General features: G+C 63.0%; 25 protein-coding genes. 9 read left to right on the top strand and 16 right to left on the bottom strand.

From position 1 onward, the window contains the following. The first annotated feature begins 48 nt into the window (after window positions 1-48). Window positions 49-1,365 carry a lytic murein transglycosylase gene (locus tag CKW35_RS17415; protein WP_016489356.1) on the top strand — a complete coding sequence of 439 codons (1,317 nt, stop codon included), beginning with the start codon at window positions 49-51 and terminating at the stop codon, window positions 1,363-1,365. A gap of 106 nt (window positions 1,366-1,471) precedes the next feature. On the opposite strand, the gene CKW35_RS17410 is transcribed toward CKW35_RS17415, so the two are convergent. From CKW35_RS17410 to CKW35_RS17350, 13 genes are all read right to left on the bottom strand, one after another. Then, a complete protein-coding gene (locus CKW35_RS17410; RefSeq protein WP_060518556.1) occupies window positions 1,472-2,410 on the bottom strand; it encodes an LD-carboxypeptidase in 939 nt (312 codons plus the stop codon). Between the two features lie 88 nt (window positions 2,411-2,498). Continuing rightward, window positions 2,499-3,515, bottom strand: coding sequence for a lipoyl synthase (gene lipA / locus CKW35_RS17405; protein ID WP_016489358.1), 1,017 nt, complete (start codon window positions 3,513-3,515; stop codon window positions 2,499-2,501). Between the two features lie 2 nt (window positions 3,516-3,517). Further along, on the bottom strand, window positions 3,518-4,165 hold the full coding sequence (lipB, locus tag CKW35_RS17400) for a lipoyl(octanoyl) transferase LipB (RefSeq protein ID WP_016489359.1): 648 nt from the start codon (window positions 4,163-4,165) through the stop codon (window positions 3,518-3,520). Further along, a complete protein-coding gene (locus tag CKW35_RS17395) occupies window positions 4,165-4,440 on the bottom strand; it encodes a DUF493 domain-containing protein (RefSeq protein WP_016489360.1) in 276 nt (91 codons plus the stop codon). The genes lipB and CKW35_RS17395 overlap by 1 nt, the downstream gene beginning before the upstream one ends. Window positions 4,441-4,513: 73 nt before the next feature. Continuing rightward, window positions 4,514-5,674 carry a D-alanyl-D-alanine carboxypeptidase family protein gene (locus CKW35_RS17390; protein WP_016489361.1) on the bottom strand — a complete coding sequence of 387 codons (1,161 nt, stop codon included), beginning with the start codon at window positions 5,672-5,674 and terminating at the stop codon, window positions 4,514-4,516. 272 nt (window positions 5,675-5,946) lie between these two features. After that, window positions 5,947-6,948: a septal ring lytic transglycosylase RlpA family protein gene (locus CKW35_RS17385; RefSeq protein WP_016489362.1), complete on the bottom strand. Its 1,002-nt coding sequence runs from the start codon at window positions 6,946-6,948 to the stop codon at window positions 5,947-5,949. After that, a complete protein-coding gene (mltB, locus tag CKW35_RS17380; RefSeq protein ID WP_016489363.1) occupies window positions 6,948-7,958 on the bottom strand; it encodes a lytic murein transglycosylase B in 1,011 nt (336 codons plus the stop codon). Before mltB ends, CKW35_RS17385 begins: the two co-directional genes overlap by 1 nt. Window positions 7,959-7,975: 17 nt before the next feature. After that, complete coding sequence (rodA, locus tag CKW35_RS17375; protein WP_049275595.1) at window positions 7,976-9,079, bottom strand: rod shape-determining protein RodA; 1,104 nt, start codon at window positions 9,077-9,079, stop codon at window positions 7,976-7,978. A 38-nt stretch (window positions 9,080-9,117) separates the two neighbouring features. Next, window positions 9,118-11,007 carry a penicillin-binding protein 2 gene (gene mrdA / locus CKW35_RS17370; protein WP_016489365.1) on the bottom strand — a complete coding sequence of 630 codons (1,890 nt, stop codon included), beginning with the start codon at window positions 11,005-11,007 and terminating at the stop codon, window positions 9,118-9,120. Between the two features lie 16 nt (window positions 11,008-11,023). Next, window positions 11,024-11,491 (bottom strand): 23S rRNA (pseudouridine(1915)-N(3))-methyltransferase RlmH, encoded by a 468-nt coding sequence (rlmH, locus tag CKW35_RS17365; RefSeq protein WP_003249722.1) that lies wholly within the window; start codon window positions 11,489-11,491, stop codon window positions 11,024-11,026. Window positions 11,492-11,500: 9 nt separating this feature from the next. Further along, a complete protein-coding gene (gene rsfS, locus CKW35_RS17360) occupies window positions 11,501-11,932 on the bottom strand; it encodes a ribosome silencing factor (protein WP_016489366.1) in 432 nt (143 codons plus the stop codon). Between the two features lie 43 nt (window positions 11,933-11,975). Further along, window positions 11,976-12,635, bottom strand: coding sequence for a nicotinate-nucleotide adenylyltransferase (gene nadD, locus CKW35_RS17355; RefSeq protein ID WP_016489367.1), 660 nt, complete (start codon window positions 12,633-12,635; stop codon window positions 11,976-11,978). A 1-nt stretch (window position 12,636) separates the two neighbouring features. After that, window positions 12,637-13,908: a glutamate-5-semialdehyde dehydrogenase gene (locus CKW35_RS17350; RefSeq protein WP_016489368.1), complete on the bottom strand. Its 1,272-nt coding sequence runs from the start codon at window positions 13,906-13,908 to the stop codon at window positions 12,637-12,639. Between the two features lie 297 nt (window positions 13,909-14,205). On the opposite strand from CKW35_RS17350, the gene CKW35_RS17345 reads away from it, so the two are divergent. Continuing rightward, complete coding sequence (locus CKW35_RS17345; RefSeq protein WP_023047864.1) at window positions 14,206-14,874, top strand: DNA-3-methyladenine glycosylase; 669 nt, start codon at window positions 14,206-14,208, stop codon at window positions 14,872-14,874. A gap of 2 nt (window positions 14,875-14,876) precedes the next feature. Then, entirely contained in the window at window positions 14,877-16,193 is a 1,317-nt protein-coding gene (locus CKW35_RS17340; protein ID WP_016489369.1) for a bifunctional DedA family/phosphatase PAP2 family protein, read from the top strand. A gap of 127 nt (window positions 16,194-16,320) precedes the next feature. On the opposite strand, the gene CKW35_RS17335 is transcribed toward CKW35_RS17340, so the two are convergent. The 3 genes from CKW35_RS17335 to CKW35_RS17325 are packed head-to-tail and all read right to left on the bottom strand — an operon-like array spanning window position 16,321 to window position 17,996. Then, window positions 16,321-16,911 carry an LON peptidase substrate-binding domain-containing protein gene (locus tag CKW35_RS17335; protein WP_016489370.1) on the bottom strand — a complete coding sequence of 197 codons (591 nt, stop codon included), beginning with the start codon at window positions 16,909-16,911 and terminating at the stop codon, window positions 16,321-16,323. A gap of 9 nt (window positions 16,912-16,920) precedes the next feature. After that, the gene (locus tag CKW35_RS17330) at window positions 16,921-17,637 is read right to left on the bottom strand and encodes an LrgB family protein (RefSeq protein WP_016489371.1); all 717 of its coding nucleotides are present in this window, start codon (window positions 17,635-17,637) and stop codon (window positions 16,921-16,923) included. Continuing rightward, window positions 17,634-17,996 (bottom strand): CidA/LrgA family protein, encoded by a 363-nt coding sequence (locus CKW35_RS17325; RefSeq protein ID WP_016489372.1) that lies wholly within the window; start codon window positions 17,994-17,996, stop codon window positions 17,634-17,636. The genes CKW35_RS17330 and CKW35_RS17325 overlap by 4 nt, the downstream gene beginning before the upstream one ends. A 143-nt stretch (window positions 17,997-18,139) precedes the next feature. Between CKW35_RS17325 and CKW35_RS17320 the strand changes: the two genes are divergently transcribed. From CKW35_RS17320 to purH, 6 genes are all read left to right on the top strand, one after another. After that, complete coding sequence (locus CKW35_RS17320; RefSeq protein WP_016489373.1) at window positions 18,140-18,595, top strand: MaoC family dehydratase; 456 nt, start codon at window positions 18,140-18,142, stop codon at window positions 18,593-18,595. A 196-nt stretch (window positions 18,596-18,791) separates the two neighbouring features. Beyond that, complete coding sequence (gene prmA / locus CKW35_RS17315) at window positions 18,792-19,670, top strand: 50S ribosomal protein L11 methyltransferase (protein ID WP_016489374.1); 879 nt, start codon at window positions 18,792-18,794, stop codon at window positions 19,668-19,670. Between the two features lie 42 nt (window positions 19,671-19,712). Then, window positions 19,713-21,086 (top strand): DUF3426 domain-containing protein, encoded by a 1,374-nt coding sequence (locus tag CKW35_RS17310; protein WP_095116491.1) that lies wholly within the window; start codon window positions 19,713-19,715, stop codon window positions 21,084-21,086. Window positions 21,087-21,282: 196 nt separating this feature from the next. Further along, window positions 21,283-22,296 (top strand): tRNA dihydrouridine synthase DusB, encoded by a 1,014-nt coding sequence (gene dusB, locus CKW35_RS17305; RefSeq protein WP_016489376.1) that lies wholly within the window; start codon window positions 21,283-21,285, stop codon window positions 22,294-22,296. After that, window positions 22,293-22,613 carry a DNA-binding transcriptional regulator Fis gene (gene fis, locus CKW35_RS17300; RefSeq protein WP_012274390.1) on the top strand — a complete coding sequence of 107 codons (321 nt, stop codon included), beginning with the start codon at window positions 22,293-22,295 and terminating at the stop codon, window positions 22,611-22,613. The genes dusB and fis overlap by 4 nt, the downstream gene beginning before the upstream one ends. A gap of 81 nt (window positions 22,614-22,694) precedes the next feature. Further along, on the top strand, window positions 22,695-24,302 hold the full coding sequence (gene purH, locus CKW35_RS17295; RefSeq protein ID WP_016489377.1) for a bifunctional phosphoribosylaminoimidazolecarboxamide formyltransferase/IMP cyclohydrolase: 1,608 nt from the start codon (window positions 22,695-22,697) through the stop codon (window positions 24,300-24,302). The last annotated feature ends 131 nt before the right edge of the window (window positions 24,303-24,433 follow it).

Below are 24,433 nucleotides of genomic sequence, written 5' to 3'. Positions count from 1 at the left end.
CGCAGGCATGGTATGGTCGTCACCTGACCTGCAATTCTGGATCTGTGCATGCTCTTCCGTCTTATCCCCCGTTGGGAAACCCGCCAGCTGATCGCGGCCTCCAGCTTCATCCTGCTTGTGGCCTGCGCGGAAAAGCCCACCGCTGCCGACGCACTGCCGCTGGCCCCTGCCCAACCCGCTCCAGTGGTGACTGTGCCCGGCACAACGCCCGACGTCAGCACTGAAATCCAGCCTCTGCAAACCTTCGCCCAGTGGCAGGCAGGCTTCCGCCAGCAAGCCCTGCAAGCCGGCATCTCGCCGAGCACGTTCGACAGTGCCTTCCTCGGCGTCACCCCCGACATGGACGTGATCAAGGCCGACCGCAGCCAGCCTGAGTTCACCCGCCCGGTGTGGGAATACCTCGACGGCGCCCTGTCGCCTCTGCGGGTACGCAACGGCAAGAAGCTGCTGGAGCAGAACGCCGAGCTGCTGACCCGCCTCGAACAACGCTATGGCGTGGATCGCCAGGTGCTGGTCGCGGTGTGGGGCATGGAAAGCAACTTTGGCCAGTTCCAGGGCAACAAGTCGGTGATTCGCTCGCTGGCCACGCTGGCCTATGAGGGCCGTCGCCCGCAGTTCGCCCAGGACCAGCTCATCGCCGCGCTGCAGATCATCCAGCATGGCGACATCCAGCCCGAGGCCATGCGTGGCTCGTGGGCGGGCGCCATGGGCCAGACCCAGTTCATCCCCACCACCTACAACACCCATGCCGTGGACTTCGACGGTGATGGCCGCCGCGACATCTGGAACAGCACACCGGATGCCCTGGCCTCGACGGCGCATTACCTGCAAAGCTCGGGCTGGAAGCGTGGTCAGCCATGGGGCTTCGAGGTACAAGTGCCAGCTGGTTTCGATTTCTGGCAAGCCGATGGCGCGCTGCGCAAACCGGTGAGCGAGTGGCTGGCAATGGGCGTGAAACTGCCTGCAGGCACGCAGTTGCCCGCCAACAGCAACCAGCTGTCAGCCGCCCTGCTGCTGCCGGCTGGCGCCCGCGGGCCGGCGTTTTTGGTACTGGACAACTTCCGCGCCATTCTGAAGTACAACAACTCTTCGTCCTACGCACTGGCGGTAAGCCTGCTGGGGGACCGCTTCAGCGGCTGGGGCTTCATTGCCGGCAGTTGGCCGAAAGAAGACCTGCCGTTGAGTCGCAGCGAGCGCATGGAGTTGCAGAACTTGTTGAACAGCCGTGGGCATGAGGCCGGGAATGCCGATGGCATCATCGGAGCCAATACCCGCAAGGCCATTCGCACTGCCCAGCAGGGGCTGGGGTGGCCAGCAGATGGCTACCCGACCCACAAGCTGCTTGAGAGCCTGCGTCAGCAATGAGAATGCTGGGGGCGCTCCTACAGCCAACCGCGTAACTGCAAGGTATCGCAATCCCCTGTAGGAGCGGCCTTGTGCCGCGATGGGCTGCAAAGCAGCCCCGACAACCTCAAACCTTGAACAGGTCCTGCTCCAGCACCAGGCTCTGCCGATCACTGTCCAGCCTGACCCGAGCCCCCAGCGGCAAGCACACATTCGGGTCGCAATGCCCACTGCGCCACCCCGCCAGCACCGGCACACCCAGCGGCGCGAAGGTCTCCTCCAGCAACGGCGCCAACGCCGCCGTGGTAATCCCGGCAAAGTCCCCCACCAGCACGCCTTTCACCCCCTCCAGCTTGCCCGCCAGGCGCAACTGGGTCAGCAGCCGGTCGACCCGGTACAACGGCTCGTTGACGTCCTCGATGAACAAGATGCAGCCCTGGGTCTCCAGCTCGGCAAGCGTCCCCATGGTCGCACCCAGCATCGACAGGTTGCCGCCCAGCAGCGGGCCGCTGGCCACACCCGGCAACACACTGCTCAAGGCATAGCCCGCCGGGTGCACAAGCTGCTCGCCTGCCCGTACGTGCCCGCCCAGCTGCGCCAGCAACGATGACTCGGTCGGCGGCAACTTGGCGCCCAGCAGGTCGGCATTGAGCATCCCCCCATGGAAGGTAACCAGCCCGCTATGCCGGTAGATCGCCGTGTGCAGCGCGGTAATGTCGCTGTAGCCGATCAACGGCTTGGGGTTGCGCCGAATCAGCTCGAAGTCGAGCTGGCCGAGCAAGCGCATGCTGCCGTAGCCGCCGCGCATGCAGAGGATGGCGTCGATGGCCGGGTCGGCAAACGCGTCATGCAGGTCCTGCAGGCGCTGTTGATCCGGTCCCGCCAAATAGCCCTGCGCCTGCAGGGCACCCGGGTAGATACGGCAACGGTAACCGCGGTCAGCGAACCACTGGCTGACCTTGTGCGTATCCAGACGCGCCGCGCCCGCCGGCGCGACAATGGCAAAGCAGGCGTTAGCCGGCAGCGCAGCTGGCAGGCTGGGTTGGAGGGTTTCGGCGCAATTCATCGCAGCTCCTAGCAGCGCGTGGGGCGCAAATAAAAATGCCGACGCCGCCTGTCGGCGTGCATCGGCATACGTGGCTCTGCTCTTTGGTTCAGAGCTTGATCTTGGCTTCGTGAGCTTGCTGGTCAGCATGGTACGAAGAACGCACCAACGGGCCAGAGGCGACGTTCTTGAAGCCCATCTTGTAACCTTCCTCGGCGAACCAGGCGAAGGTGTCCGGGTGAACGAAACGTTGCACCGGCAGGTGGCTACGCGATGGCTGCAAGTACTGGCCGAGGGTGAGCATGTCGATTTCATGCTCGCGCATGCGGTGCATGACCTCGATCACCTCTTCGTCAGTCTCACCCAGGCCAAGCATAAGCCCCGACTTGGTCGGTACGTGCGGTACCATCTGCTTGAATTTCTGCAGCAGGTCCAGCGACCAGTCGTAATCCGAACCCGGACGCGCGGCCTTGTACAGGCGCGGCACCGTCTCAAGGTTGTGGTTGAACACATCTGGCGGCTCTTGCGCAGTGATCGCCAACGCAACATCCATTCGCCCACGGTAGTCCGGCACCAGGGTTTCCAACTGCACACCCGGGGACAGCGCGCGAATTTCGCGGATGCAGTCGGCAAAGTGCTGGGCACCGCCGTCACGCAGGTCGTCGCGGTCTACCGAGGTGATCACCACGTACTTCAGGCGCAGGTCGGCAATGGCGACAGCCAGGTTCTTCGGCTCGTCCAGGTCCAGCGGTTTAGGTCGGCCATGGCCAACGTCGCAGAACGGGCAGCGGCGGGTGCAGATGTCACCCATGATCATGAAGGTGGCGGTACCACCGGAGAAGCACTCGCCCAGGTTCGGGCAGGAGGCCTCTTCGCATACGCTGTGCAGCTTGTGCTTGCGCAGCAGTTGCTTGATACGGTCTACCTCAGGCGACACCGGGATACGCACGCGGATCCAGTCAGGCTTTTTCGGCAGTTCGTCAGTAGGGATGATCTTTACCGGGATGCGCGCGACTTTGTCGGCGCCACGCAGTTTGACCCCAGCTTCCACCTTCTTCGGCGCTTGGCGCGGGGTGACATCCTGGGTAGATATCAGGTTCGGCACGGCTTCTTGCACAGTTGTCATATTCAGTCGATTCCGCCCGTGAGGGTCGTCTGCTCAGCGTAGTCGAGGTGCTTGACCAGCTGTCCGCGCAGCCTTGTCCTGACCTCGTCGAGTTCGATCGGACCTGCCAGATCGCGCAGCTGGGTCATGGCCAGCCCCGCATAGCCGCAGGGGTTGATTCGGCGGAATGGCGCAAGGTCCATGTCCACGTTCAGGGCAAGGCCGTGGAACGAACGGCCGTTGCGAATTCGCAGGCCGAGGGAGGCGATCTTCGCTCCATCGACATAGACGCCAGGAGCATCGGGCTTGGCCGATGCCTGCACGTCGTAACTGGCGAGCAGGCCGATCAAGGCCTGTTCGATACGGCTGACCAGCTCGCGTACGCCAAAGCCCAGCCGGCGCACGTCCAGCAGCAGGTAGGCCACCTGCTGACCGGGGCCATGGTAGGTCACCTGGCCACCGCGGTCGGTCTGCACCACCGGGATGTCGCCCGGTACCAGCAGGTGCTCGGCCTTGCCGGCCTGGCCCTGGGTGAAGACCGCGGGGTGCTCGACCAGCCAGATTTCATCCTGGCTGCACGGGCTGCGCTGCTCGGTAAAGCGACGCATGGCCTCCAGCACCGGTTCATAGGGCTGCAGGCCAAGCTCGCGAAAACCGAGACAGGCGGACATCAGAGCACCATTTTCACGATGCCGGTAGCGCGCAGGGCGCTGTTGATATCGTGCAGCTGATCTTCGCTGGTGGCAACGATGTGCAATTGCACGGTGGTGTACTTGCCTTCCTTGCTCTGGCGTTCAGCCAGCGTGGAAAGGTCGACCTTGGCGTGCTTGCTGAGAATCTCGATCACCGTGTCCTTGAAGCCGACAACAGTATCGCCGATTACCTTGATCGGGTAATCAGCGCAAGGGAATTCGATCTTGTGCGACTTGACGTCTGGTTCGCTCATGGCGGAAACGGCCTCGTAAGCCGTGGCAACAACAACGCCCCCGCTAGATACGCGGGGGCATGCAGGTCACGTATCAGTTGAACAACCCGAAGAAGAATAGACGGATGCTATCCCACATACGGCGGAAGAAACCACCTTCCTCGACGCCATCAAGGGCGATCAGGTCGGCGCTGTGAACCACTTTCTCGTCCAGTTTGACTTCCACTTTGCCGATCACGTCACCTTTGGCGATTGGCGCGGTGAGCTGCGGGTTCATGGTCATCGAAGCTTGCAGACGCTTCAATTGGCCTTTAGGCATAGTCATGGTCAGGTCGTCAGCCAGGCCAGCCTTGATCTGGCTGGTGGCGCCTTTCCAGACCGGGGCCTGGGTCAGCTCGGTGCCTTTCTGGTAGAAGGTCTGGGTTTCGAAGAAGCGGAAGCCGTAGGTCAGCAGCTTCTGGGTCTCGGCAGCACGGGACTGCTCGCTGTTGGTGCCAAACACCACGGCGATCAGGCGCTGGCCATCGCGAACAGCCGAAGCCACCATGCAGTAGCCCGCTTCGTCGGTGTGGCCGGTCTTCAGGCCATCGACGGTCTTGTCACGCCACAGCAGCAGGTTGCGGTTAGGCTGCTTGATGTTGTTCCAGAAGAACTCTTTCTGCGAGTAGATGGCGTAGTGGGCCGGATCGACGGTGATGATCGCACGGGCCAGGGTCGCCATGTCATGCGCCGACGAGTAATGCTCCGGGTTCGGCAGGCCGGTGGGGTTCATGAAGTGGCTGTTGCTCATGCCCAGGTCGGCAGCCGTTTTGTTCATCATGTCGGCGAAGGCATCTTCACTGCCTGCGATGTGCTCGGCCAAAGCGACCGAGGCGTCGTTGCCGGACTGGATGATGATGCCATGCAGCAGGTCGCTGACAGTCACCTGGCTACCGACTTTGATGAACATGCGCGAACCGCCAGTACGCCAGGCGTTTTCGCTGACGGTAACCGGGTCGTTCTCACCGATCTGGCCGCGGCGGATGTCCAGGGTGGCGATGTAGGCGGTCATCAGCTTGGTCAGGCTGGCTGGCGGCAGGCGCTCGTCACCGTTGTTCTCGACCAGCACGTTGCCGCTGGACGCGTCCATGAGTACGTAGGACTTGGCTGCCAGTTGCGGTGGCGCCGGCGTCATCTGCTCTGCCGCGAAGGCGGCAGGCGTGATCATCAGCAGTACAGGCAGGCAAAGTCGTTTGGCAAGGTTGGTGATGTTCATCCGTCTCTCGAAAATCGCTAATGGTCTGAGATGTTCCCTGGGCAAGATCATGTGCCCAGCGCCAGTCAGTCTAGTTTTATGGCCGTTGGCCTGGCCCGCGAACGTGCGGCTTTATGTCGCTGCGGGCAAAAGCCGTCATTGTACATGGCCGCGCCCGGCAATTCATGACAAAACCGACAGTTTGGTGTTGCCTTCTTCGCGGGCACGCCCGCGCCCACAGGGTGTCGCATACCCCTGTGGGCGCGGGTGTGCCCGCGAAGAAGACGACGCGGTCAGTCTGCTGTGACCAGCTTGGCCTGCCCCAAGTTCGCCAGGCGGATGCTGTCTTGTGCTTGCTGGATCTCGCCCTGGCTGCCGATCGGCCCCAGGCGCACGCGGTGCAGGGTCTGCTGGTTACGCACGATCGAGCTGATGAACACCGGTGCATTGACCATGGTGCTGAGTTTGGAGCGCAGTAGCTCGGCGGCATCCGGGTTGGCGAAGGCGCCGACCTGAAGGAAGCTGCCACCCGCACCGCCAGGCACATTGTTGCCACCCACCTGCACCGGCACCACCGGCGCCGCATGCTGCTGTGCCGGCGGAGTCCATTGCTCGACACGCCCGGTACTGGCCGGGATCGCCTGGGTCTGGGCCACCTGCGGCTCTTTCAGCACCATCGGCGGCGTCTGCCCACGCTGGGCCCACCACTGCTGCGGGTCGATCCCCTCGACGCGCACATGCGCGGTGCCGGTCTCGGCATAGCCGAGCTTTTTCGCCGCCGCGTAGGACAGGTCGATAATACGGTCGGAATAGAACGGGCCACGGTCATTCACCCGCAGGATCACGCTACGGCCGTTGGCCAGGTTGGTCACCCGCACGTAGGCCGGCAGCGGCAGGGTCTTGTGCGCCGCGCTCATGCCATACAGGTCGTACAGCTCGCCGTTGGCAGTGTTCTGGCCGTGGAACTTGGTGCCGTACCACGATGCGGTGCCCTCGGCGCGGTAATTGCGCGAGTCCTGCATCGGGTAATACGTCTTGCCCAGCACCGTGTAGGGGTTGGCCTTGTAGTTGCCAGTGTGCACGGTCGGCGTGGCATCGGGGATCTTGTTCACATCCACGTCCCACCAGGGCGCGCCGTCCTTGTGGGCCCGGTTGATGTCCAGCCCCGGCTGGGTACGCACCACGTTGCCACTGCTTTGCGGGGTCGGGCGGCTGGATGAACAGCTGGCCAGCACCACGCCAACGGCGAGGCAGGTCAGCAGTTTGAAGGAGTTGGCAGAGATGATTGCGCGCATTACTTGACGCCCCGTGCTTGAACCAGCTGTTGCGCAAGCTGATGCACCGCCATGGCATACATCACGCTGCGGTTGTAGCGAGTGATCGCGTAGAAGTTCTTCAGGCCAACCCAGTACTCGGGACCATTGTCGCCCTCAAGGCGGAAGGCAGTAACCGGCAGATCATCGCGCAGCGAATCATGAACCGACCAGCCAAGCGCGCGCAACTCCCCTACCGTTTTCACCGGCTCGATACCGGTGGTCAGGCCTTGCTCGGCACCTGCACCGTCCACCCAGGCGCGACTGACCACGCCCCCGCCCGCCACCCAGCCATGGCGCTTGAAGTAGCTGGCGACGCTGCCGATGGCATCGTCCGGGTTATTCCAGATATTGATGTGGCCATCGCCGTCGAAGTCCACCGCGTAGTTGCGAAAACTGCTCGGCATGAACTGCGGCAGGCCCATGGCGCCGGCATAGGAGCCTTTGAGCGTCAGCGGGTCGAGCTGTTCATCACGGGCCAGCAGCAGGAACTCGCGCAGTTCCTTGCGGAAAAACTCGGCCCGCGGCGGGTAGTCGAAGCCCAGCGTCGACAGCGCATCGATCACCCGGTAGTTGCCGGTGTTGCGACCAAAGAACGTTTCCACACCGATGATCGAAACAATGTACTGCGCCGGCACGCCGTATTCCTGCTCGGCACGGGCCAGCACGGCTTCGTGCTGGCGCCAGAAGTCCACACCACGGGCAATGCGCGCGTCGGTGAGGAACATCGGCCGGTAGTCCTTCCACGGCTTGACCTTTTCGGCCGGGCGCGAGATGGCGTCGAGGATCGACTGCTTGCGCTGCACTTCACGGAACACGCTCATCAACTGCTCCGGGGCAAAACCATAGTCGCGGCTCATTTCGCCAACGAACTCGGCCACCTGCGGTGAGCCTTGATAATCGCCGGCATGGGCCAGCTGTACAGCGCCGAACAGGCCCACCGCGCCAATCCACGGCGCACAACGGGCAGCCCAGTTACGCACTGCTTGCATGAAATTCTTCACCTTATTCAAACCTGCGCGATCCATTTGCGGTGCGTGTGGATCGACATCAAAACGCCAAACGCTGACAGCAGCGTCACCAACGATGTTCCGCCATAGCTGATGAAGGGTAGCGGCACGCCCACCACAGGCAGAAGGCCGCTGACCATCCCGATATTGACGAACACGTACACAAAGAAAGTCATGGTCAGGCTGCCCGCGAGCAGCTTGCCGAACAGGGTCTGCGCCTGGGCGGTGATCATCAGGCCACGGCCGATCAGCAACAGGTAGACGATCAGCAACAGGCAGATGCCGACCAGGCCGAACTCCTCGCCCAGTACGGCGATGATGAAGTCAGTGTGGCTTTCCGGCAGAAAATCCAGGTGCGACTGGGTGCCGAGCAGCCAGCCCTTGCCGAACACCCCGCCCGAGCCGATCGCCGCCTTCGACTGGATGATGTTCCAGCCCGTGCCCAGCGGGTCGCTTTCCGGGTCGAGGAAGGTCAGTACCCGTTGCTTCTGGTAGTCGTGCATGACGAAAAACCACATCGCCACCGCCACTGGCACCGCCGCCGTCAGCACACTGAGGATCCAGCGCCAGCGCAGGCCCCCCATGAACAGCACAAAGGCGCCGGAGGCGAGAATCAGCAGCGCCGTGCCCAGGTCGGGCTGGCGCACGATCAGGATGAACGGCACGCCAATCAGCACCAGGCTGATCGCCACGTGCTTCAGGTGGGGCGGCAAGGTGCGCTTGGAGAGGTACCAGGCGATGGTCGCAGGCATGATGATCTTCATGAATTCCGAGGGCTGGAAGCGGATCACCCCGGGGATGTTGATCCAGCGCGTGGCGCCCATGGCGTTGTGGCCCATCACGTCCACCACCACCAGCAACAGCACCCCGGTCAAGTACGCCAGCGGCACCCAGCGGGCCATGAAGCGCGGCTCCAGCTGGGCGATGACGAACATCGACACCAGGCCTATGCCGAACGAGGTGGCCTGCTTGAGCAGCAGGTCCCAGTTCTTGCCACTGGCCGAATACAGGACGAACAGGCTGCCGGCCGCAAGGGTCAGCAGAATGATCAGCAAGGGGCCGTCGACATGGATACGCTGCAGAAAGCTGGCGCGCCGACGCATCACATCCTCACTGGAGAGCATGCGATCGAAATTGTTCATCACAGGGCCGATTCCTGGGTAACGGTGGCAGGCGCGAACTCGGGCTTGAGCCGGCCATTTTCGTCGAGCAGCCAGGCGTCCATGATCTGGCGTACCACGGGCGCAGCGACACCCGAGCCGGACTCACCGTTCTCGACCATCACCGATACCACGATTTTCGGGGCTTCGGCCGGCGCAAAGGCGACGAACAGGGCGTGGTCGCGGTGGCGCTCCTGAAGCTTGTTGCGGTCGTACTTCTCGCCTTGCTTGATCGCCACCACCTGGGCGGTACCGCTCTTGCCGGCAATGCGGTACTGGGCACCGGCGGCAGCCTTGCGCGCAGTGCCGCGGGCGCCGTGCATTACCTGCTCCATGCCATGGGTGACCTTGGCCCAGTCGGACTTGTCACGCAGCACGATGTTTTCCATAGGGTTGTCGTCCACAGGCTGCTGGCCTTCGATGGTCTTGGCCAGGTGCGGGCGGTTCCACACCCCCTTGTTGGCGATCAGCGCAGTGGCCTGGGCCAGTTGCAGCGGCGTGGCCTGCATATAGCCCTGGCCAATGCCGAGAATCAGTGTTTCACCGGGGAACCAGGCCTGACGGCGGGTGGCACGCTTCCATTCGCGCGACGGCATCAACCCGGCGGACTCCTCGAACATGTCGAGGGAAACCCGCTGGCCGATGCCGAACTTGTTCATATAGCTGGACAGCCGATCGATGCCCATCTTGTGCGCAAGGTCGTAGAAGTAGGTGTCGTTGGAACGCATGATCGCGGTGTCCAGGTCGACCCAGCCATCGCCGGAGCGGTTCCAGTTACGGTATTTGTGGTCATAGTTGGGCAGTTGGTAATAGCCCGGGTCGAACACCCGGCTGCTGGCATTGACCACGCCACTGTCCAGGCCGGCGATGGCCACCGCCGGCTTGATGGTCGAACCGGGCGGGTACAGGCCACGCAGCACGCGGTTGAACAACGGCCGGTCGATCGAATCGCGCAGTTCGGCATAGGCCTTGAAGCTGATGCCCGTGACGAACAGGTTGGGGTCGAAGCTAGGCTGACTGACCATCGCCAGCACCTCGCCAGTGCGTGGGTCGAGTGCTACCACTGCGCCACGCCGGCCACCCAGGGCGGCCTCGGCGGCTTCCTGCAGCTTGATGTCCAGGCTCAGCACAATGTCCTTGCCCGGTTTCGGGTCGGTGCGCTTGAGCACCCGCAGCACGCGGCCTCGGGCGTTGGTCTCGACTTCTTCGTAGCCGACCTGGCCGTGCAGGTCGTCTTCGTAGAAGCGCTCGATGCCGGTCTTGCCGATATGGTGGGTGCCGCTGTAGTTCACCGGGTCGAGCGTTTTCAGCTCTTTCTCGTTGATGCGCCCCACATAACCCACCGAATGGGCGAAATGCGCACCCTGCGGGTAATGCCGCACCAGTTGGGCCACCACTTCCACGCCTGGCAGGCGGAACTGGTTCACCGCCACCCGGGCGATCTGCTCTTCGTTGAGTTCGAACAAGATCGGCACCGGCTCGAACGGCCGACGGCCCTGGCGCATGCGCTTCTCGAACAGCGCCCGGTCGTCGGCCGTCAGGTCCAGTACTTCGACGATGGTATCCAGCACTTCCTGCCAGTTACCCGCACGTTCGCGGGTCATCGACAGGCTGAAGCTGGGCCGGTTGTCGGCAACGATTACCCCGTTGCGGTCGAAGATCAGCCCGCGGGTCGGCGGGATCGGCTGCACATGCACCCGGTTGTTCTCTGACAGCGTCGAGTGATAGTCGTACTGGATGATCTGCAGGTAGTACAGCCGCGCGATCAGCACGCAAATAAGCAGCATGATCGCCACCGCGCCGACCACGACGCGGTTGCGCACCAGGCGGGCGTCTTTCTCGTGGTCCTTGAGGCGGATCGGCTGCGACATCTGACTGCTTACAGGCTCATTTGTGGTATGGGTGCCCGGACAACACGGTCCAGGCGCGGTAGATCTGCTCGCCGATCAGTATCCTTACCAACGGGTGTGGCAGGGTCAGCGGCGACAGCGACCAGCGTTGCTCGGCGCGCGCGCAAACCTCAGGCGCCAGGCCTTCCGGGCCGCCCACCATCAAATTCACCGTTCGCGCATCCAGGCGCCAGCGGTCCAGCTCGGTCGCCAGCTGCTCGGTGCTCCAGGGCTTGCCATGGACCTCGAGGGTGACAATGCGTTCCCCAGGCTGAACCTTGCTCAGCATGGCTTCGCCCTCCTGACGGATCAGGCGGGCGACATCGGCATTCTTGCCACGGGTGTTCAGCGGGATTTCCACCAGCTCCAGCGACAGCTCGGCGGGCAGGCGCTTGGCATATTCATGCCAACCTTCCTCGACCCACTTCGGCATGCGCGAGCCGACCGCGATCAGGCGCAGACGCACGACGCTTCCTTATTCCCGGTCTTTGATCTTGTCATCGAAGTAGGCGCTGGCGTTTTCCGGGCTGTGATGCTTGGCATCAGCAGCACGGCTCTGCTCGGCACCCGCCCACAGACGCTCCAGGTCGTAGAACTGGCGGGCAGCGGCGGTCATCATGTGCACGATGACGTCGTTCAGGTCCAGCAGCACCCAGTCGCTGTCACCCTTGCCTTCTTCGCCCAGCGGCTGTGCGCCTTGTTTCTTGACCGCTTCACGGACCTTTTCCAGCATCGCGTTGATCTGGCGGTTGGAGGTACCGGTGGCAATGATCATGTAGTCGGTCAGGCTGTGCTTTTCGCGCACGTCGATGACCTGGATGTCCTGGGCTTTGACGTCTTCCAGAGCGCTAATGGTCAGTTTGACCAGTTCTTCGCCACTGATGCCATTGGTTTTCTGCTTGCTCATATAAAACTCGTTCAACTCGTTGGATGAGGCGCCAGAGGCACCGTCAGTTAGGCGCACGATACAGTTCGTGCGCCTCGATGTAGGCCAGTACGGCGTCCGGCACCAGGAACCTCACCGATTTGCCGCTGGCCAGCAGCTGTCGGATCTGTGTAGCCGACACCGCAAGCGGCGTCTGCCAGACGAACGAAATATTTCCCGCCGGGCCGGACATGGCGGCGGGATCGCTCTCCGAGCGCGCAGCCAGCAGGTTGCGCAGCTCGTCAGGGGGTTCTACGTCGGCATCCGGGCGTTGCAGCACCAGGATGTGACAGTGTTGCAGCAATTCTTCCCAGCGGTGCCAGCCCGGCAGACCACAGAAGGCATCCCAGCCCAGCACCAGGAACAGCTGGTCGTGGCCGGCCAGTTCGGCGCGGATCGATTCCAGCGTATCGATGGTGTAGGACGGTTTGTCCCGCTCAAGCTCGCGCGCATCGACGCTCAGGCAAGCTACGCCCTGCACCGCTTCGCGGACCATGGCCAGGCGATCCTGCGCGGCCACCCGCGGGGTGTCGCGGTGCGGCGGCCGAGCGTTGGGCAACAGGCGCAGTTCGTCCAGCCCCATGAACTCGGCCACTTCCAGCGCGCTGCGCAGGTGGCCTATATGCACGGGGTCGAAGGTGCCACCTAGAATGCCGATGCGCCGGACTGCCTGGGCCGTGCTCAACTCAGCAGGACTCCTGACCGCGCAGCTGGCCGTCGCCGATCACTACGTACTTCTCGCAGGTCAGGCCTTCCAGGCCGACCGGGCCACGGGCATGCAGCTTGTCGGTGGAAATACCGATTTCCGCACCCAACCCGTACTCGAAACCGTCGGCAAAGCAGGTCGGAGTGTTGAGCATGACCGACGCCGAGTCCACCTCAGCCATGAACTGGCGGGCTTCACCCTGGTGTTCGCTGATGATCGAGTCGGTGTGGTGTGAGCCATAGTGGTTGATGTGCTCGATGGCCTGGTCCAGGCCATCGACGACGCGGATCGACAGGATCGCGTCCAGGTACTCGGTGTGCCAGTCGTCTTCAGTGGCCGGCTTGGCCTCGATGAGCGCGCGGGTACGCTCGCAGCCACGCAGTTCCACGCCCTTCTCCTGGAAGCGGCGGGCCATTTCCGGCAGGAAACGCTCGGCCACTTGCTGGTCGACCAGCAGGGTTTCCATGGCGCCGCAGATGCCATAACGGTAGGTCTTGGCGTTGAAGGCCACGTTCCAGGCCTTGTCCAGGTCGGCATGCTGGCTGACGTAGATGTGGCAGATGCCGTCCAGGTGCTTGATGACCGGAACGCGGGCATCGCGGCTGATGCGCTCGATCAGGCCACGGCCGCCGCGCGGCACGATGACGTCTACAAATTGCGGCATGCTGATGAGCGCGCCCACGGCTTCGCGGTCGGTGGTCTCGACCACCTGCACCACGGCAGCCGGCAGGCCCGCGGCGGCCAGGCCACGCTGGATGCAGGTGGCGATAGCACGGTTGGAATGGATGGCTTCAGAGCCGCCACGCAGGATGGTTGCGTTACCTGACTTCAGGCACAGGCTGGCAGCATCGATGGTCACGTTCGGGCGCGACTCGTAGATGATCCCGATCACGCCCAGCGGTGCGCGCATCTTGCCAACCTGAATACCCGATGGGCGGTAGCTCATGTCGCGGATGGCACCAACCGGGTCCGGCAGGCTGGCGACCTGGCGCAGGCCGGTGATCATGCCATCGATACGTGCAGGGGTCAGCGCGAGGCGGTCGAGCAGTGCCGGCTCCAGGCCATTGGCGCGGCCGGCGGCCAGGTCCAGCTCGTTGGCGGCAGTCAGTTCCGCACGGGCAGCATCCAGCGCATCGGCAGCGGCTTGCAAGGCGCGGTTTTTCTGCGCGGTGCTGGCACGGCCGATTACCCGGGAAGCCTCACGGGCAGCGCGACCCAAACGGGTCATGTAGTCAAGAACGGACTCAGTCATGGGTTCGGTGTCTTGGCGAAGGGGAAATCGGCTGATTATAACTGCCGCGCAGGTGTACGCCCAGCGGCGGGTGGCGGATGGTAGAAAATGGGTGTTCGTCTCACGATTGTCTGCGCCTGTGAAATCGAGCGCCGCCCGCGCGGCGCTCGATTTCACAGGCACCAAACACATCAAGGCGAACCCCTGACAGCCGCTACCAATGAAACATATGGATACCAATCAATCGCCCCACAGGTTCAGCCAAGATTAAGCCATTCATTGCTATCATCCCCGCGTCCCCCGCCACGAACTGCCCGCATGCCAGCCCTGCCCGACAGCTTTTTCGACCGTGACGCCCAGACCGTGGCCAAGGCCCTGCTGGGCAAGGTAATCCGCCACCGCCACGGCGACCTGTGGCTGGCCGCACGCATCATCGAGACCGAGGCCTATTACCTCACCGACAAAGGCAGCCACGCCTCGCTCGGCTACACCGAAAAGCGCAAGGCGCTGTTCCTCGATGGCGGGCACATCTACATGTACTACGCCCGCGGCGGCGACTCGCTGAACTTCAGCGCCCACGGGCCGGGCAACGCGGTGCTGATCAAGTCTGCCTATCCTTGGCAGGACGACCTCTCGGGCCCCGACAGCCTGGCGCAGATGCAACTGAACAACCCCGACGCCAGCAGCAAGCTCCGCCCGGATGAACGCCTGTGCGCCGGCCAGACCCTGCTGTGCCGAGCCCTGGGCCTGAAAGTGCCAGTGTGGGACGCCCAGCGCTTCGATGCCGAGCGGCTGTATGTGGACGATTGCGGCAACGCCGTACCAAGGGTTATCCAGACTGCAAGGCTGGGCATCCCGCACGGGCGCGACGAGCACCTGCCCTACCGCTTCGTCGACGCCGAGTACGCCCGGTTCTGCACGCGGAACCCGTTACGTCGCGGCCAAGTCGAAGGCCGTGACTTCTTCATTCTCGAACAAGGAAGCTGAACATGGGCCAATGGCTCGACAGCCTGACCGGCTGGCTAAGCGCCAACCCGCAGTGGCTTGGCCTGGCGATTTTCCTGGTGGCCTGCATTGAGTGCCTGGCTATTGCCGGCATCATCGTGCCTGGCACTGTGCTGCTGTTTGCTGTCGCGGTACTGGCCGGCAGTGGCGCCTTCAGCCTGGGCGAAACGTTGCTGCTGGGCTTTCTTGGCGGCCTTTTGGGCGACGCCGTGTCGTACACACTGGGCAAGTACTTCCACCAGAACATTCGCCGCCTGCCGCTACTGCGCCACCACCCGGAATGGATTGGCAGTGCAGAGACCTATTTTCAGCGCTACGGCATTGCCAGCCTGCTGGTAGGGCGGTTCATCGGGCCGCTGCGGCCCATGCTGCCAATGGTCGCGGGCATGTTCGACATGCCGTTGCCGCGCTTCATCGCAGTCAGCCTGGTGGCCGGCGCCGGCTGGTCGGTCGCCTACCTGCTGCCAGGCTGGGCTACCGGCGCGGCCATGCGCCTGCCGCTGCCGGAAGGTTTCTGGCTGGACGCCGGCATCATCGCCGGCACCCTGGCGGTCATCATCGGCCTTAGCCTGACCACCAGCATTCGCGACCAGCGCCATGGGACACGACTGATCGCCGGCATGAGCTTCGCTGCCTTGGCCGGGCTATTCCTCGGCTGGCCTTACCTGCACGAGTTCGACCAGGGCGTGATGACACTGGTGCAGGAGCATCGCAGCCAGGCCATCGACGGCGCCGTGGTACTGGTGACCCGGCTGGGCGATTTCCGCACGCAACTGTTTCTCGGCGCCCTGCTGACCGGCCTGCTGCTGCTTGCCCGCCAGTGGCGGCACGCGTTTTTTGCCGCTGGCGCGCTGATGGGCACAGCGATCGCCAACGGTACACTGAAATGGCTGTTTGCCCGGGCGCGGCCGGAGGTGCTGACCGACCCACTGACCAGCTACAGCATGCCCAGCGGGCACAGCTCGGCGTCGTTTGCGTTCTTTCTGGTCATGGCAGTGCTGGCAGGGCGCGGACAGCCGCCGCGCATGCGCCTGACCTGGGTGATGCTGGGTTGCATTCCGGCGCTGGCGATTGCCCTGTCACGGGTGTACCTGGGGGCGCACTGGCCAACCGACATCCTGGCCGGCGCCCTGCTGGCCTGCTGCGTATGCGCGCTTAGCCTGACTGTGGCGCAGCGCCAGCAGACACTGCCGGCCCTGCCGCTGCGGGTGTGGTGGCTGGTGTTGCCGGCATGTATCGCGCTGCTGGCGTTCTTTGCAATGCATGCGTTGCCGCAGGCTTTGCTCAGATACCAATATTGATGTCGCCCTTAATGGCCTCTTCGCGGGCTGCCCGCTCCCACAGGTACTGCACCTGCCTCGAAGCAAGTGACATACCTGTGGGAGCGGGCAAGCCCGCGAAGAGGCCAGCCCAAGCAGCACAAAGAGATCAGGCGAAAAGCTCACCCTGAATCCGCTCCAGCAATTTCTGAATCTCCCCCAATCGCTGCTGCGGCGAGTCGAGGGTCAGCAGGTCCAGCTTGTCTTCTTCCATGAACGGCAGCAGGTACGCCAGCTGGTTGGCCAGCGCCTGGCGCCCATCCACCGGGCGCGGCATGTCCAGCGCCTCGACCATCGGGTGCTCACCCAGCGCCACCAGCAGCGCCAGCAGGTCATCATCGGAATCGAGCAACGGGCTGTCCGCGTGCTCCGGCAGCCATTGCACCTGCCCCACCAGCAACTGGTCCTTCTGCACCTCGGTGCTTGCCAGACTGAAGCGCCGCACCCCTTCAACGCGAATACCCAGCAAGCCATTATCCTGCTGCGCAAAGTCGCGGATCACCGCTTCACAGCCGATCGAAGCGACCATCGGTGGCGCCTTGCCAACCTGTTCACCTTCCAGGATGCAGACCACCCCAAAGCCTTCGCCCTGCTTCATGCAGCGCCCGATCATGTCCAGGTAGCGCGCCTCGAAAATCTGCAAATCGAGAAAGCAGCCCGGGAACAGCACGGTATTGAGCGGAAACAGCGGTAGTGTCATCACAATTCCTCAAGCTACCAGGCTGACCGCCAGCGGCAGGAACACTGCCGTGGCTACCCCCATCAAGCTCATCGCCAACGCGGCAAAAGCGCCGCATTCGTCACCTTCCTGCAGGGCGACCGAGGTCCCCACCGCATGCGCCGTGACGCCCAGCGACATGCCGCGCGCCTCAGGGCTATGCACGCCGAAGCGGCTCAGCAGCGCCGGGCCGAAGATGGCGCCAATCACCCCGGTGATCAGTACGAACACTGCCGCCAGCGCCGCCACACCGCCAATCTGCTCTGCCACCAGCATGGCAATTGGCGAGGTCACCGACTTGGGTGCCATGGTCATCAGGATCATGTGTTCTGCACCGAACCACCAGCCTAGCAACAGGCAGCAGAGCGTGGCGAACAGGCCCCCGATTACCAGCGTAGTAAATGTGGGCCAGAACAGCTGCCGGATACGCCGCAGGTTGAGGTAGAGCGGCACGGCCAACGCCACAGTGGCGGGGCCCAGCAGGATGTTCATGATTTCGGTGCTCTTGCGATACTCGCTGTATTCAATGCCGCACAGCAGCAGCACGCCGATTACCAGCAACATCGATACCAGTACCGGCTGCAGGAAGATCCAGCGGGTTTTCTCGTAGGCCGCCAGCACCACCTGGTAGGCACCGAGCGTGATACCGATACCAAACAAAGGATGGTGCACCACTGCATCCAGCGCGCCTTGCCAATCGGGCATCATGGCCGCTCCTCGCGCTTGCCCTGGCGGTGAATGAGCGTTTGCATCAGCACACCCACAAAAACCAGCGTCACCAGGCAGGAGATCAGCAGGGCTCCGGCAATCGCCCAGAAGTCGGCGGCGATGTCTTTGGCATACACCATCACCCCCACTGCCGGCGGTACCAGCAACAGCGGCAGGTAGCGCAGCAGGCTGCTGGCCGCCTCGTTCAATGGCTTGCCCACCTCACCGCGGGCCATGAGGAAGCCCAACAGCAGCACCAGGCCGATGATCGGCCCCGGCAGAAACGGCACCAACAAGTGGTTGATCGCCGTCCCCAGCAGCTGGAACAGCACCAGCCAGGTCAAACCACGCAACAGCATAAGCATCTCCCTCGGGCACGGCCGCCATTATAAGCACGCACAGCGATATACCGATATTCGTCGAAAAACAGACAACTTGACTGAAACGGTTCGCCGTGCTGATCTTGCACTTTCGTACCAACTGACAACCTGGAGAGTCCGCGATGCCCTATGTGCCGGTTACAGAGCTTTCGCAGTATGTTGGTAAAGCGCTGGGCCACTCCGCCTGGCTGAAGATCGATCAGCAGCGCATCAACCTGTTCGCCGAGGCGACAGGCGATTTTCAGTTCATCCATGTCGACCCTGAAAAGGCGGCCGAAACCCCGTTTGGCGGCACCATCGCCCATGGTTTTCTGACATTGTCACTGATCCCCAAGCTGATCGAGGACATCCTGGTCCTGCCGCAAGGGCTGAAGATGGTGGTGAACTATGGGCTGGACAGCGTACGGTTCATCCAGCCGGTCAAGGTCAACAGCCAGGTGCGGCTGAAGGTGGACCTGGCCGAAGTGGTGCAGAAGAAGCCGGGGCAATGGCTGCTCAAGGCAATTGCTACGCTGGAAATCGAGGGTGAAGAGAAGCCTGCTTATATAGCTGAGTCGCTCTCGCTCTGTTTCGTCTGATGTAACCCCCGGGGGCGCAATGCGCCCCATTCGCAGCACAAGGCTGCTCCCGCAGGGGTATGCGAGCTCCTGAGCAGCCTTGTGCTGCGAATGGGCTGCACAGCGGCCCCGATCCACAAATCTTCCGCACTCGCGTAGACTGCGAGCCTTCGCGCAGCCTAGGGCTGCCCCCGTCGATTTACCAAAGGTGCCCGCCATGCCCTGGCTGCAAGTACGCCTGGCCATCAGCCCGGAACAAGCCGAAACCTACGAAGATGCCCTGCTCGAAGTAGGCGCCGTCTCGGTCACGTTCATGGATGCCGAAGATCAACCGATCTTCGAGCCAGACCTCAACACCACCCCGCTGTGGTCGCACACCCACCTGCTGGCGCTGTTCGAGGCCGATGCCGAGCCCGAGCAGGTGTTTGCCCACCTGCGCCTGCTGACCGGCGCCGAGCTGCCACAGCACCAGGCCGAGGTAATCGAGGACCAGGACTGGGAGCGCAGCTGGATGGACAACTTCCAGCCTATGCGTTTCGGCCGCCGCCTGTGGATTGTGCCCAGCTGGCACGACGCCCCGGAAAAGGACGCAGTGAACCTGCTGCTGGACCCAGGCCTTGCCTTTGGCACTGGCACCCACCCCACCACTGCCCTGTGCCTGGAATGGCTCGACGGCCAGCAACTTGAAGGCACCCAGGTGCTGGACTTCGGCTGCGGCTCGGGCATTCTGGCCATCGCTTCGCTACTGCTGGGCGCGCGTGAAGCGGTCGGTACCGACATCGACGTGCAGGCCATCGAAGCTTCGCGCGATAACGCCCAGCGCAACGGCATTGCCGATGAGAAGCTGGCGCTGTACCTGCCCGAGCACATGCCGGCCATGCAGGCCGACGTGCTGGTCGCCAATATCCTCGCTGGCCCACTGGTGTCGCTGGCTCCGCAGCTGTCGGGCCTGGTGCGCCCAGGTGGCCTGCTGGCGCTGTCCGGCATTCTGGCCGAACAGGGTGAGGACGTGGCTGCGGCCTACGCCGCCGACTTCGAGCTGGACCCGATCGTCGTTCGCGATGGCTGGGTGCGCATCAGTGGTCGCCGCCGCTAAGCGGGCCTAGAATATCCTTCTGCACAGCTCCCGGATTGCCGCATGACCGACAGTTTCGTCACCCAGTGCCCGCATTGCCAGACCAGCTTTCGCGTCACCCACCACCAGTTGAGCGTGGCCCGCGGCGTAGTCCGCTGCGGCCATTGCCTACAGGTGTTCAATGCCGCCAAGCAACTGCTGGAGCAGAACCGTGCCAGCGCACCTGAGCTGCCGGTGCCAGTACCTGCACCTGTGCCTGTGCCAGCGGCGCCTGCCGAGCCCGTGCCCGCGCCGGCAATCACGCCCGAGCCTGTCCCCCGCGAGCGCAGCATTACCCCTGACGAGGACTGGGCCCTGACCGCCCAGGCGCTGGACGCACTTGACCTCGACCAGGAGCTCGCACGCCTGGAGCGGCGCGGCCAACCGACCCAGGCACGCCCCGCCAACATGGATGACGGGCTGCAGGCGCGGCGTGACGAACCGGGCCCGGACGAGCACGCGGACGACTTGTTCGGCAACGCCACCGGTGAGCCCTTCGAGCCAAAAACGCCCGCAGAGCCCGCCCCTGTGCTGGAGCCGCAGCCCCTGGAACTGGACCTGGACCTGGAGCCTGTACCCGGCGAACGCACCGAGCCGACACTGGGCAGTAACCTTGACCTGGACAACGATGACGAGCCGCCCGTACACCGCGCAGCCGAAATCGATGACCAGGCCGCATTCAGCGAACCGCTGCGCGCCAGCGATGACGAAATCCCGGAAAAAGGCCTGAGCGCCCGCGATGATGAACCGCTGGCCCTGCACCTGTCGGCGCGCGACGATGACCCTGATGAGCCGCTGCCGGGTGAACGCCTGGAGCCGGGCCTTGCCAGCAAGCCCGAGCGCCCGCTGCGCAAGGAGCCGCTGGTCGATGTGGTCGACGACCCACTGCAACTGGGCTGGGAAAAACCCGCACCCAACTGGGGCAAACGCCTGCTGTGGGGCTTCCTGACCCTGCTGGCCGCTGGCCTGCTGGCATTCCAGTATGTGTGGTTCCACTTCGACGAGATGGCCCGCCAGGACCAGTACCGGCCGATCTTCCAGCAAATTTGCCCGATGGTCGGGTGCCAGGTACCGACCCGCGTCGATATCTCAAGAATCAAGAGCAGCAACCTGGTGGTGCGCAGCCACCCGGATTTCAAAGGCGCACTGATCGTCGATGCGATCATTTACAACCGTGCACCGTTCGCCCAACCCTTCCCGCTGCTGGAACTGCGTTTTGCCGACCTCAATGGCCAACTGATCGCCAGCCGGCGCTTCAAACCCAGCGAGTACCTGTCCGGTGAATTGGCCGGGCGTGGCGACATGCCAAGCCAGACGCCGATCCATATCGCCCTGGACATCCTCGACCCGGGGCCGAAGGCCGTGAACTACAGCCTCAGCTTCCGTTCGCCGGAATAGCCAGCAACCCTGTGGAGGCGGGGATGCCCGCTCCCAGAGGGTACGCGCGGTACCCGGATCTTGGCTCATACCAAAAGTCATAAGCCGACAACTGTTCAGATTTTATCCAAATCCATCTTTATCCGGTCACCGAGAGCGGGTATCATGCCCACCCTTTTTCGAACTCCAAGATTCGGCCCCACAACAGGGATCACCTATGTCGGCGGTACGCATCGGCCCATACACACTACGTAACAACCTGATCCTCGCGCCCATGGCCGGGGTCACGGACCAACCTTTCCGTACGCTTTGCAAGCGCCTGGGCGCAGGCATGGTGGTATCGGAGATGGTCTCCAGCGACATGAGCCTGTGGAACAGCCGCAAGTCGAGCCTGCGCCGCATCCATGAAGGCGATCCCGAGCCACGCTCGGTGCAGATCGCCGGTGGTGACGCGCAGATGATGGCTGCAGCAGCAAAGGCCAACGTCGAAGCGGGCGCCCAGATCATCGACATCAACATGGGCTGCCCGGCAAAAAAAGTCTGCAACAAAGCTGCAGGCTCTGCTTTATTGAGAGATGAAGCTTTGGTCAGCGAGATCCTCCACGCCGTGGTCGGCGCTGTGGACGTCCCGGTGACCCTGAAGATCCGCACCGGTTGGGACCGGGCGAACAAGAACGGCCTGAACGTGGCGAAAATTGCCGAACAGGCCGGCATCCAGGCGCTGGCGGTGCATGGCCGTACACGTGCCGATCTTTACACCGGCGAAGCCGAATACGACACCATCGCAGCCATCAAGCAAGCGGTGTCGATCCCGGTCTTTGCCAATGGCGATATCACCTCGCCAGAAAAGGCCCGGGCGGTGCTGGATGCCACCGGGGTCGATGGCTTGTTGATTGGCCGGGCAGCCCAAGGGCGGCCATGGATCTTTCGCGAGATCGAGCATTACCTGCGCACTGGCGAACACCTGCCAGCGCCGCAACTGGACGAAGTGGAACGCATCCTGCTGGAGCATCTGGCCGCGTTGCATGCCTTTTATGGCGATGTGATGGGCGTACGTATCGCCCGCAAGCACGTTGGCTGGTACCTGGCAACACGACCCGGCGGCAAGGAGTTTCGCTCCCGGTTCAACGCTTTGGAAGACACACAAGCGCAGTGCGCCAACGTTCGCGCGTTTTTCAGTGAACGTCGACAGAGCCTTGGGACAGAGGACGGACAAGGGGTGGCCGCATGACGATGATGACAGAGACATTTGTGAGTGGAACAACGCCCGTGAGCGACAACGCCAACCTGAAACAGCACCTCAACACGCCGAGCGAAGAGGGCCAGACCCTTCGCGACAGCGTCGAGAAGGCGCTGCACAACTACTTCGCCCACCTGGAAGGCGCGACCGTCACGGACGTGTACAACCTGGTGCTCTCCGAAGTGGAGGCGCCCCTGCTCGAAAGCGTGATGAATTACGTGAAGGGCAACCAGACCAAGGCCAGCGAGATGCTCGGGCTGAACCGAGGCACCCTGCGCAAGAAGCTCAAGCAGTACGACTTGCTGTAAGCCAGAATCCCAACCAGAAAAGGCGGCTCCCTGAACAGAGGCGCCTTTTTTGCAGACTCCACCGCGTTATTGGAACCCGAAATGACCGACCAGACTACCCGCCTGCCAGTCCGCCGCGCCCTGATCAGCGTCTCCGACAAGACCGGTATCCTCGAATTCGCCCGTGAGCTGCAGCAGCTCGGTGTCGAGATCCTGTCCACCGGCGGCACCTACAAGCTGCTCAAGGACAACGGCGTGAACGCGGTGGAAGTGGCCGACTACACCGGCTTCGCCGAAATGATGGATGGCCGGGTCAAGACCCTGCACCCGAAAATCCACGGTGGCATCCTGGGCCGTCGCGGCACCGACGACGCCATCATGAGCGAGCACGGTATCAAGCCGATTGACCTGGTTGCGGTCAACCTGTACCCGTTCGAAGCCACCATTTCCAAGCCTGGCTGTGACTTGCCAACCGCCATCGAGAACATCGACATCGGCGGCCCGACCATGGTCCGTTCGGCAGCCAAGAACCACAAAGATGTCGCCATCGTGGTCAACGCCAGCGACTACGCCGGCATTGTCGAAGGCCTGAAGGCCGGCGGCCTGACCTACGCCCAGCGCTTCGACCTGATGCTCAAGGCGTTCGAGCACACTGCCGCCTACGACGGCATGATCGCCAACTACATGGGCACCATCGACCAGGCCAAGGACACCCTTTCGACTTCCGCACGCAGCGAATTCCCGCGTACCTTCAACAGCCAGTTCGTCAAGGCCCAGGAAATGCGCTACGGCGAGAACCCGCACCAGAGCGCGGCGTTCTACGTAGAAGCCAAAAAAGGCGAAGCGAGCATTTCCACTGCCATCCAGCTGCAAGGCAAGGAGCTGTCGTTCAACAACGTGGCCGACACCGACGCCGCGCTGGAGTGCGTGAAGAGTTTCGTCAAGCCGGCCTGTGTCATCGTCAAGCATGCCAACCCGTGCGGCGTGGCTGTTGTGCCTGAAGACGAAGGCGGCATCCGCAAGGCCTACGACCTGGCCTACGCCACCGACACCGAATCGGCCTTCGGCGGCATCATTGCCTTCAACCGCGAACTGGACGGCGAAACTGCCAAGGCCATCGTCGAGCGCCAGTTCGTCGAAGTGATCATCGCGCCGAAAATTTCCCAGGCTGCCCGCGACGTGGTGGCTGCCAAGCAAAACGTACGCCTGCTGGAATGCGGCGAGTGGCCAGCCGAACGCGCTGCCGGCTGGGACTTCAAGCGCGTCAATGGCGGCCTGTTGGTACAAAGCCGCGACATCGGCATGATCACCGCCGATGACTTGAAGATCGTCACCAAACGGGCCCCGACCGAGCAAGAAATCCACGACCTGGTATTTGCCTGGAAAGTGGCCAAGTTCGTCAAGTCCAACGCCATTGTCTACGCCAAGCAGCGCCAGACCATCGGCGTGGGTGCAGGCCAGATGAGCCGCGTCAACTCCGCGCGTATTGCTGCAATCAAGGCCGAGCATGCTGGCCTGCAGGTGCAGGGCGCAGTCATGGCATCGGATGCGTTCTTCCCGTTCCGTGATGGCATCGACAATGCCGCTAAAGTGGGTATCAGCGCCGTGATCCAGCCGGGTGGCTCAATGCGTGATGCCGAAGTCATCGCTGCTGCTGACGAAGCCGGTATCGCGATGGTATTCACCGGTATGCGCCACTTCCGCCACTGATTTACGGCAATCGGCCGCACTGAAGCAGGCATCTGCTGCGTTGGGGCCGGTTCCGCTGATGCTCATTGCCAGAAGGCAACTCCGCTCATCGGAACCGGCCCCGCCTTGCATCTACCTGCTTCATTGCGACC

Origin of the sequence: Pseudomonas sp. Irchel 3F3 (assembly GCF_900187545.1) — a bacterium.
In the GTDB taxonomy this organism is placed as follows: domain Bacteria; phylum Pseudomonadota; class Gammaproteobacteria; order Pseudomonadales; family Pseudomonadaceae; genus Aquipseudomonas; species Aquipseudomonas fortuita.
This window is presented reverse-complemented; position numbering and strand designations above follow the sequence as displayed.

Coding starts and splice junctions, on each gene's coding strand:
- CKW35_RS17310 (WP_095116491.1), top strand. CDS start 19,713: ATGACCGACAGTTTCGTCACCCAGTGCCCGCATTGCCAGACCAGCTTT.
- CKW35_RS17335 (WP_016489370.1), bottom strand. CDS start 16,911: ATGACACTACCGCTGTTTCCGCTCAATACCGTGCTGTTCCCGGGCTGC.
- dusB (WP_016489376.1), top strand. CDS start 21,283: ATGTCGGCGGTACGCATCGGCCCATACACACTACGTAACAACCTGATC.
- purH (WP_016489377.1), top strand. CDS start 22,695: ATGACCGACCAGACTACCCGCCTGCCAGTCCGCCGCGCCCTGATCAGC.
- CKW35_RS17390 (WP_016489361.1), bottom strand. CDS start 5,674: ATGAACATCACCAACCTTGCCAAACGACTTTGCCTGCCTGTACTGCTG.
- rodA (WP_049275595.1), bottom strand. CDS start 9,079: ATGCGTCGGCGCGCCAGCTTTCTGCAGCGTATCCATGTCGACGGCCCC.
- lipA (WP_016489358.1), bottom strand. CDS start 3,515: ATGACAACTGTGCAAGAAGCCGTGCCGAACCTGATATCTACCCAGGAT.
- rsfS (WP_016489366.1), bottom strand. CDS start 11,932: ATGAGCAAGCAGAAAACCAATGGCATCAGTGGCGAAGAACTGGTCAAA.
- CKW35_RS17330 (WP_016489371.1), bottom strand. CDS start 17,637: ATGATGCCCGATTGGCAAGGCGCGCTGGATGCAGTGGTGCACCATCCT.
- fis (WP_012274390.1), top strand. CDS start 22,293: ATGACGATGATGACAGAGACATTTGTGAGTGGAACAACGCCCGTGAGC.
- CKW35_RS17320 (WP_016489373.1), top strand. CDS start 18,140: ATGCCCTATGTGCCGGTTACAGAGCTTTCGCAGTATGTTGGTAAAGCG.
- CKW35_RS17345 (WP_023047864.1), top strand. CDS start 14,206: ATGCCAGCCCTGCCCGACAGCTTTTTCGACCGTGACGCCCAGACCGTG.
- mrdA (WP_016489365.1), bottom strand. CDS start 11,007: ATGTCGCAGCCGATCCGCCTCAAGGACCACGAGAAAGACGCCCGCCTG.
- CKW35_RS17350 (WP_016489368.1), bottom strand. CDS start 13,908: ATGACTGAGTCCGTTCTTGACTACATGACCCGTTTGGGTCGCGCTGCC.
- CKW35_RS17410 (WP_060518556.1), bottom strand. CDS start 2,410: ATGAATTGCGCCGAAACCCTCCAACCCAGCCTGCCAGCTGCGCTGCCG.
- CKW35_RS17325 (WP_016489372.1), bottom strand. CDS start 17,996: ATGCTGTTGCGTGGTTTGACCTGGCTGGTGCTGTTCCAGCTGCTGGGG.
- prmA (WP_016489374.1), top strand. CDS start 18,792: ATGCCCTGGCTGCAAGTACGCCTGGCCATCAGCCCGGAACAAGCCGAA.
- CKW35_RS17340 (WP_016489369.1), top strand. CDS start 14,877: ATGGGCCAATGGCTCGACAGCCTGACCGGCTGGCTAAGCGCCAACCCG.
- CKW35_RS17415 (WP_016489356.1), top strand. CDS start 49: ATGCTCTTCCGTCTTATCCCCCGTTGGGAAACCCGCCAGCTGATCGCG.
- mltB (WP_016489363.1), bottom strand. CDS start 7,958: ATGCAAGCAGTGCGTAACTGGGCTGCCCGTTGTGCGCCGTGGATTGGC.
- CKW35_RS17395 (WP_016489360.1), bottom strand. CDS start 4,440: ATGAGCGAACCAGACGTCAAGTCGCACAAGATCGAATTCCCTTGCGCT.
- lipB (WP_016489359.1), bottom strand. CDS start 4,165: ATGTCCGCCTGTCTCGGTTTTCGCGAGCTTGGCCTGCAGCCCTATGAA.
- CKW35_RS17385 (WP_016489362.1), bottom strand. CDS start 6,948: ATGCGCGCAATCATCTCTGCCAACTCCTTCAAACTGCTGACCTGCCTC.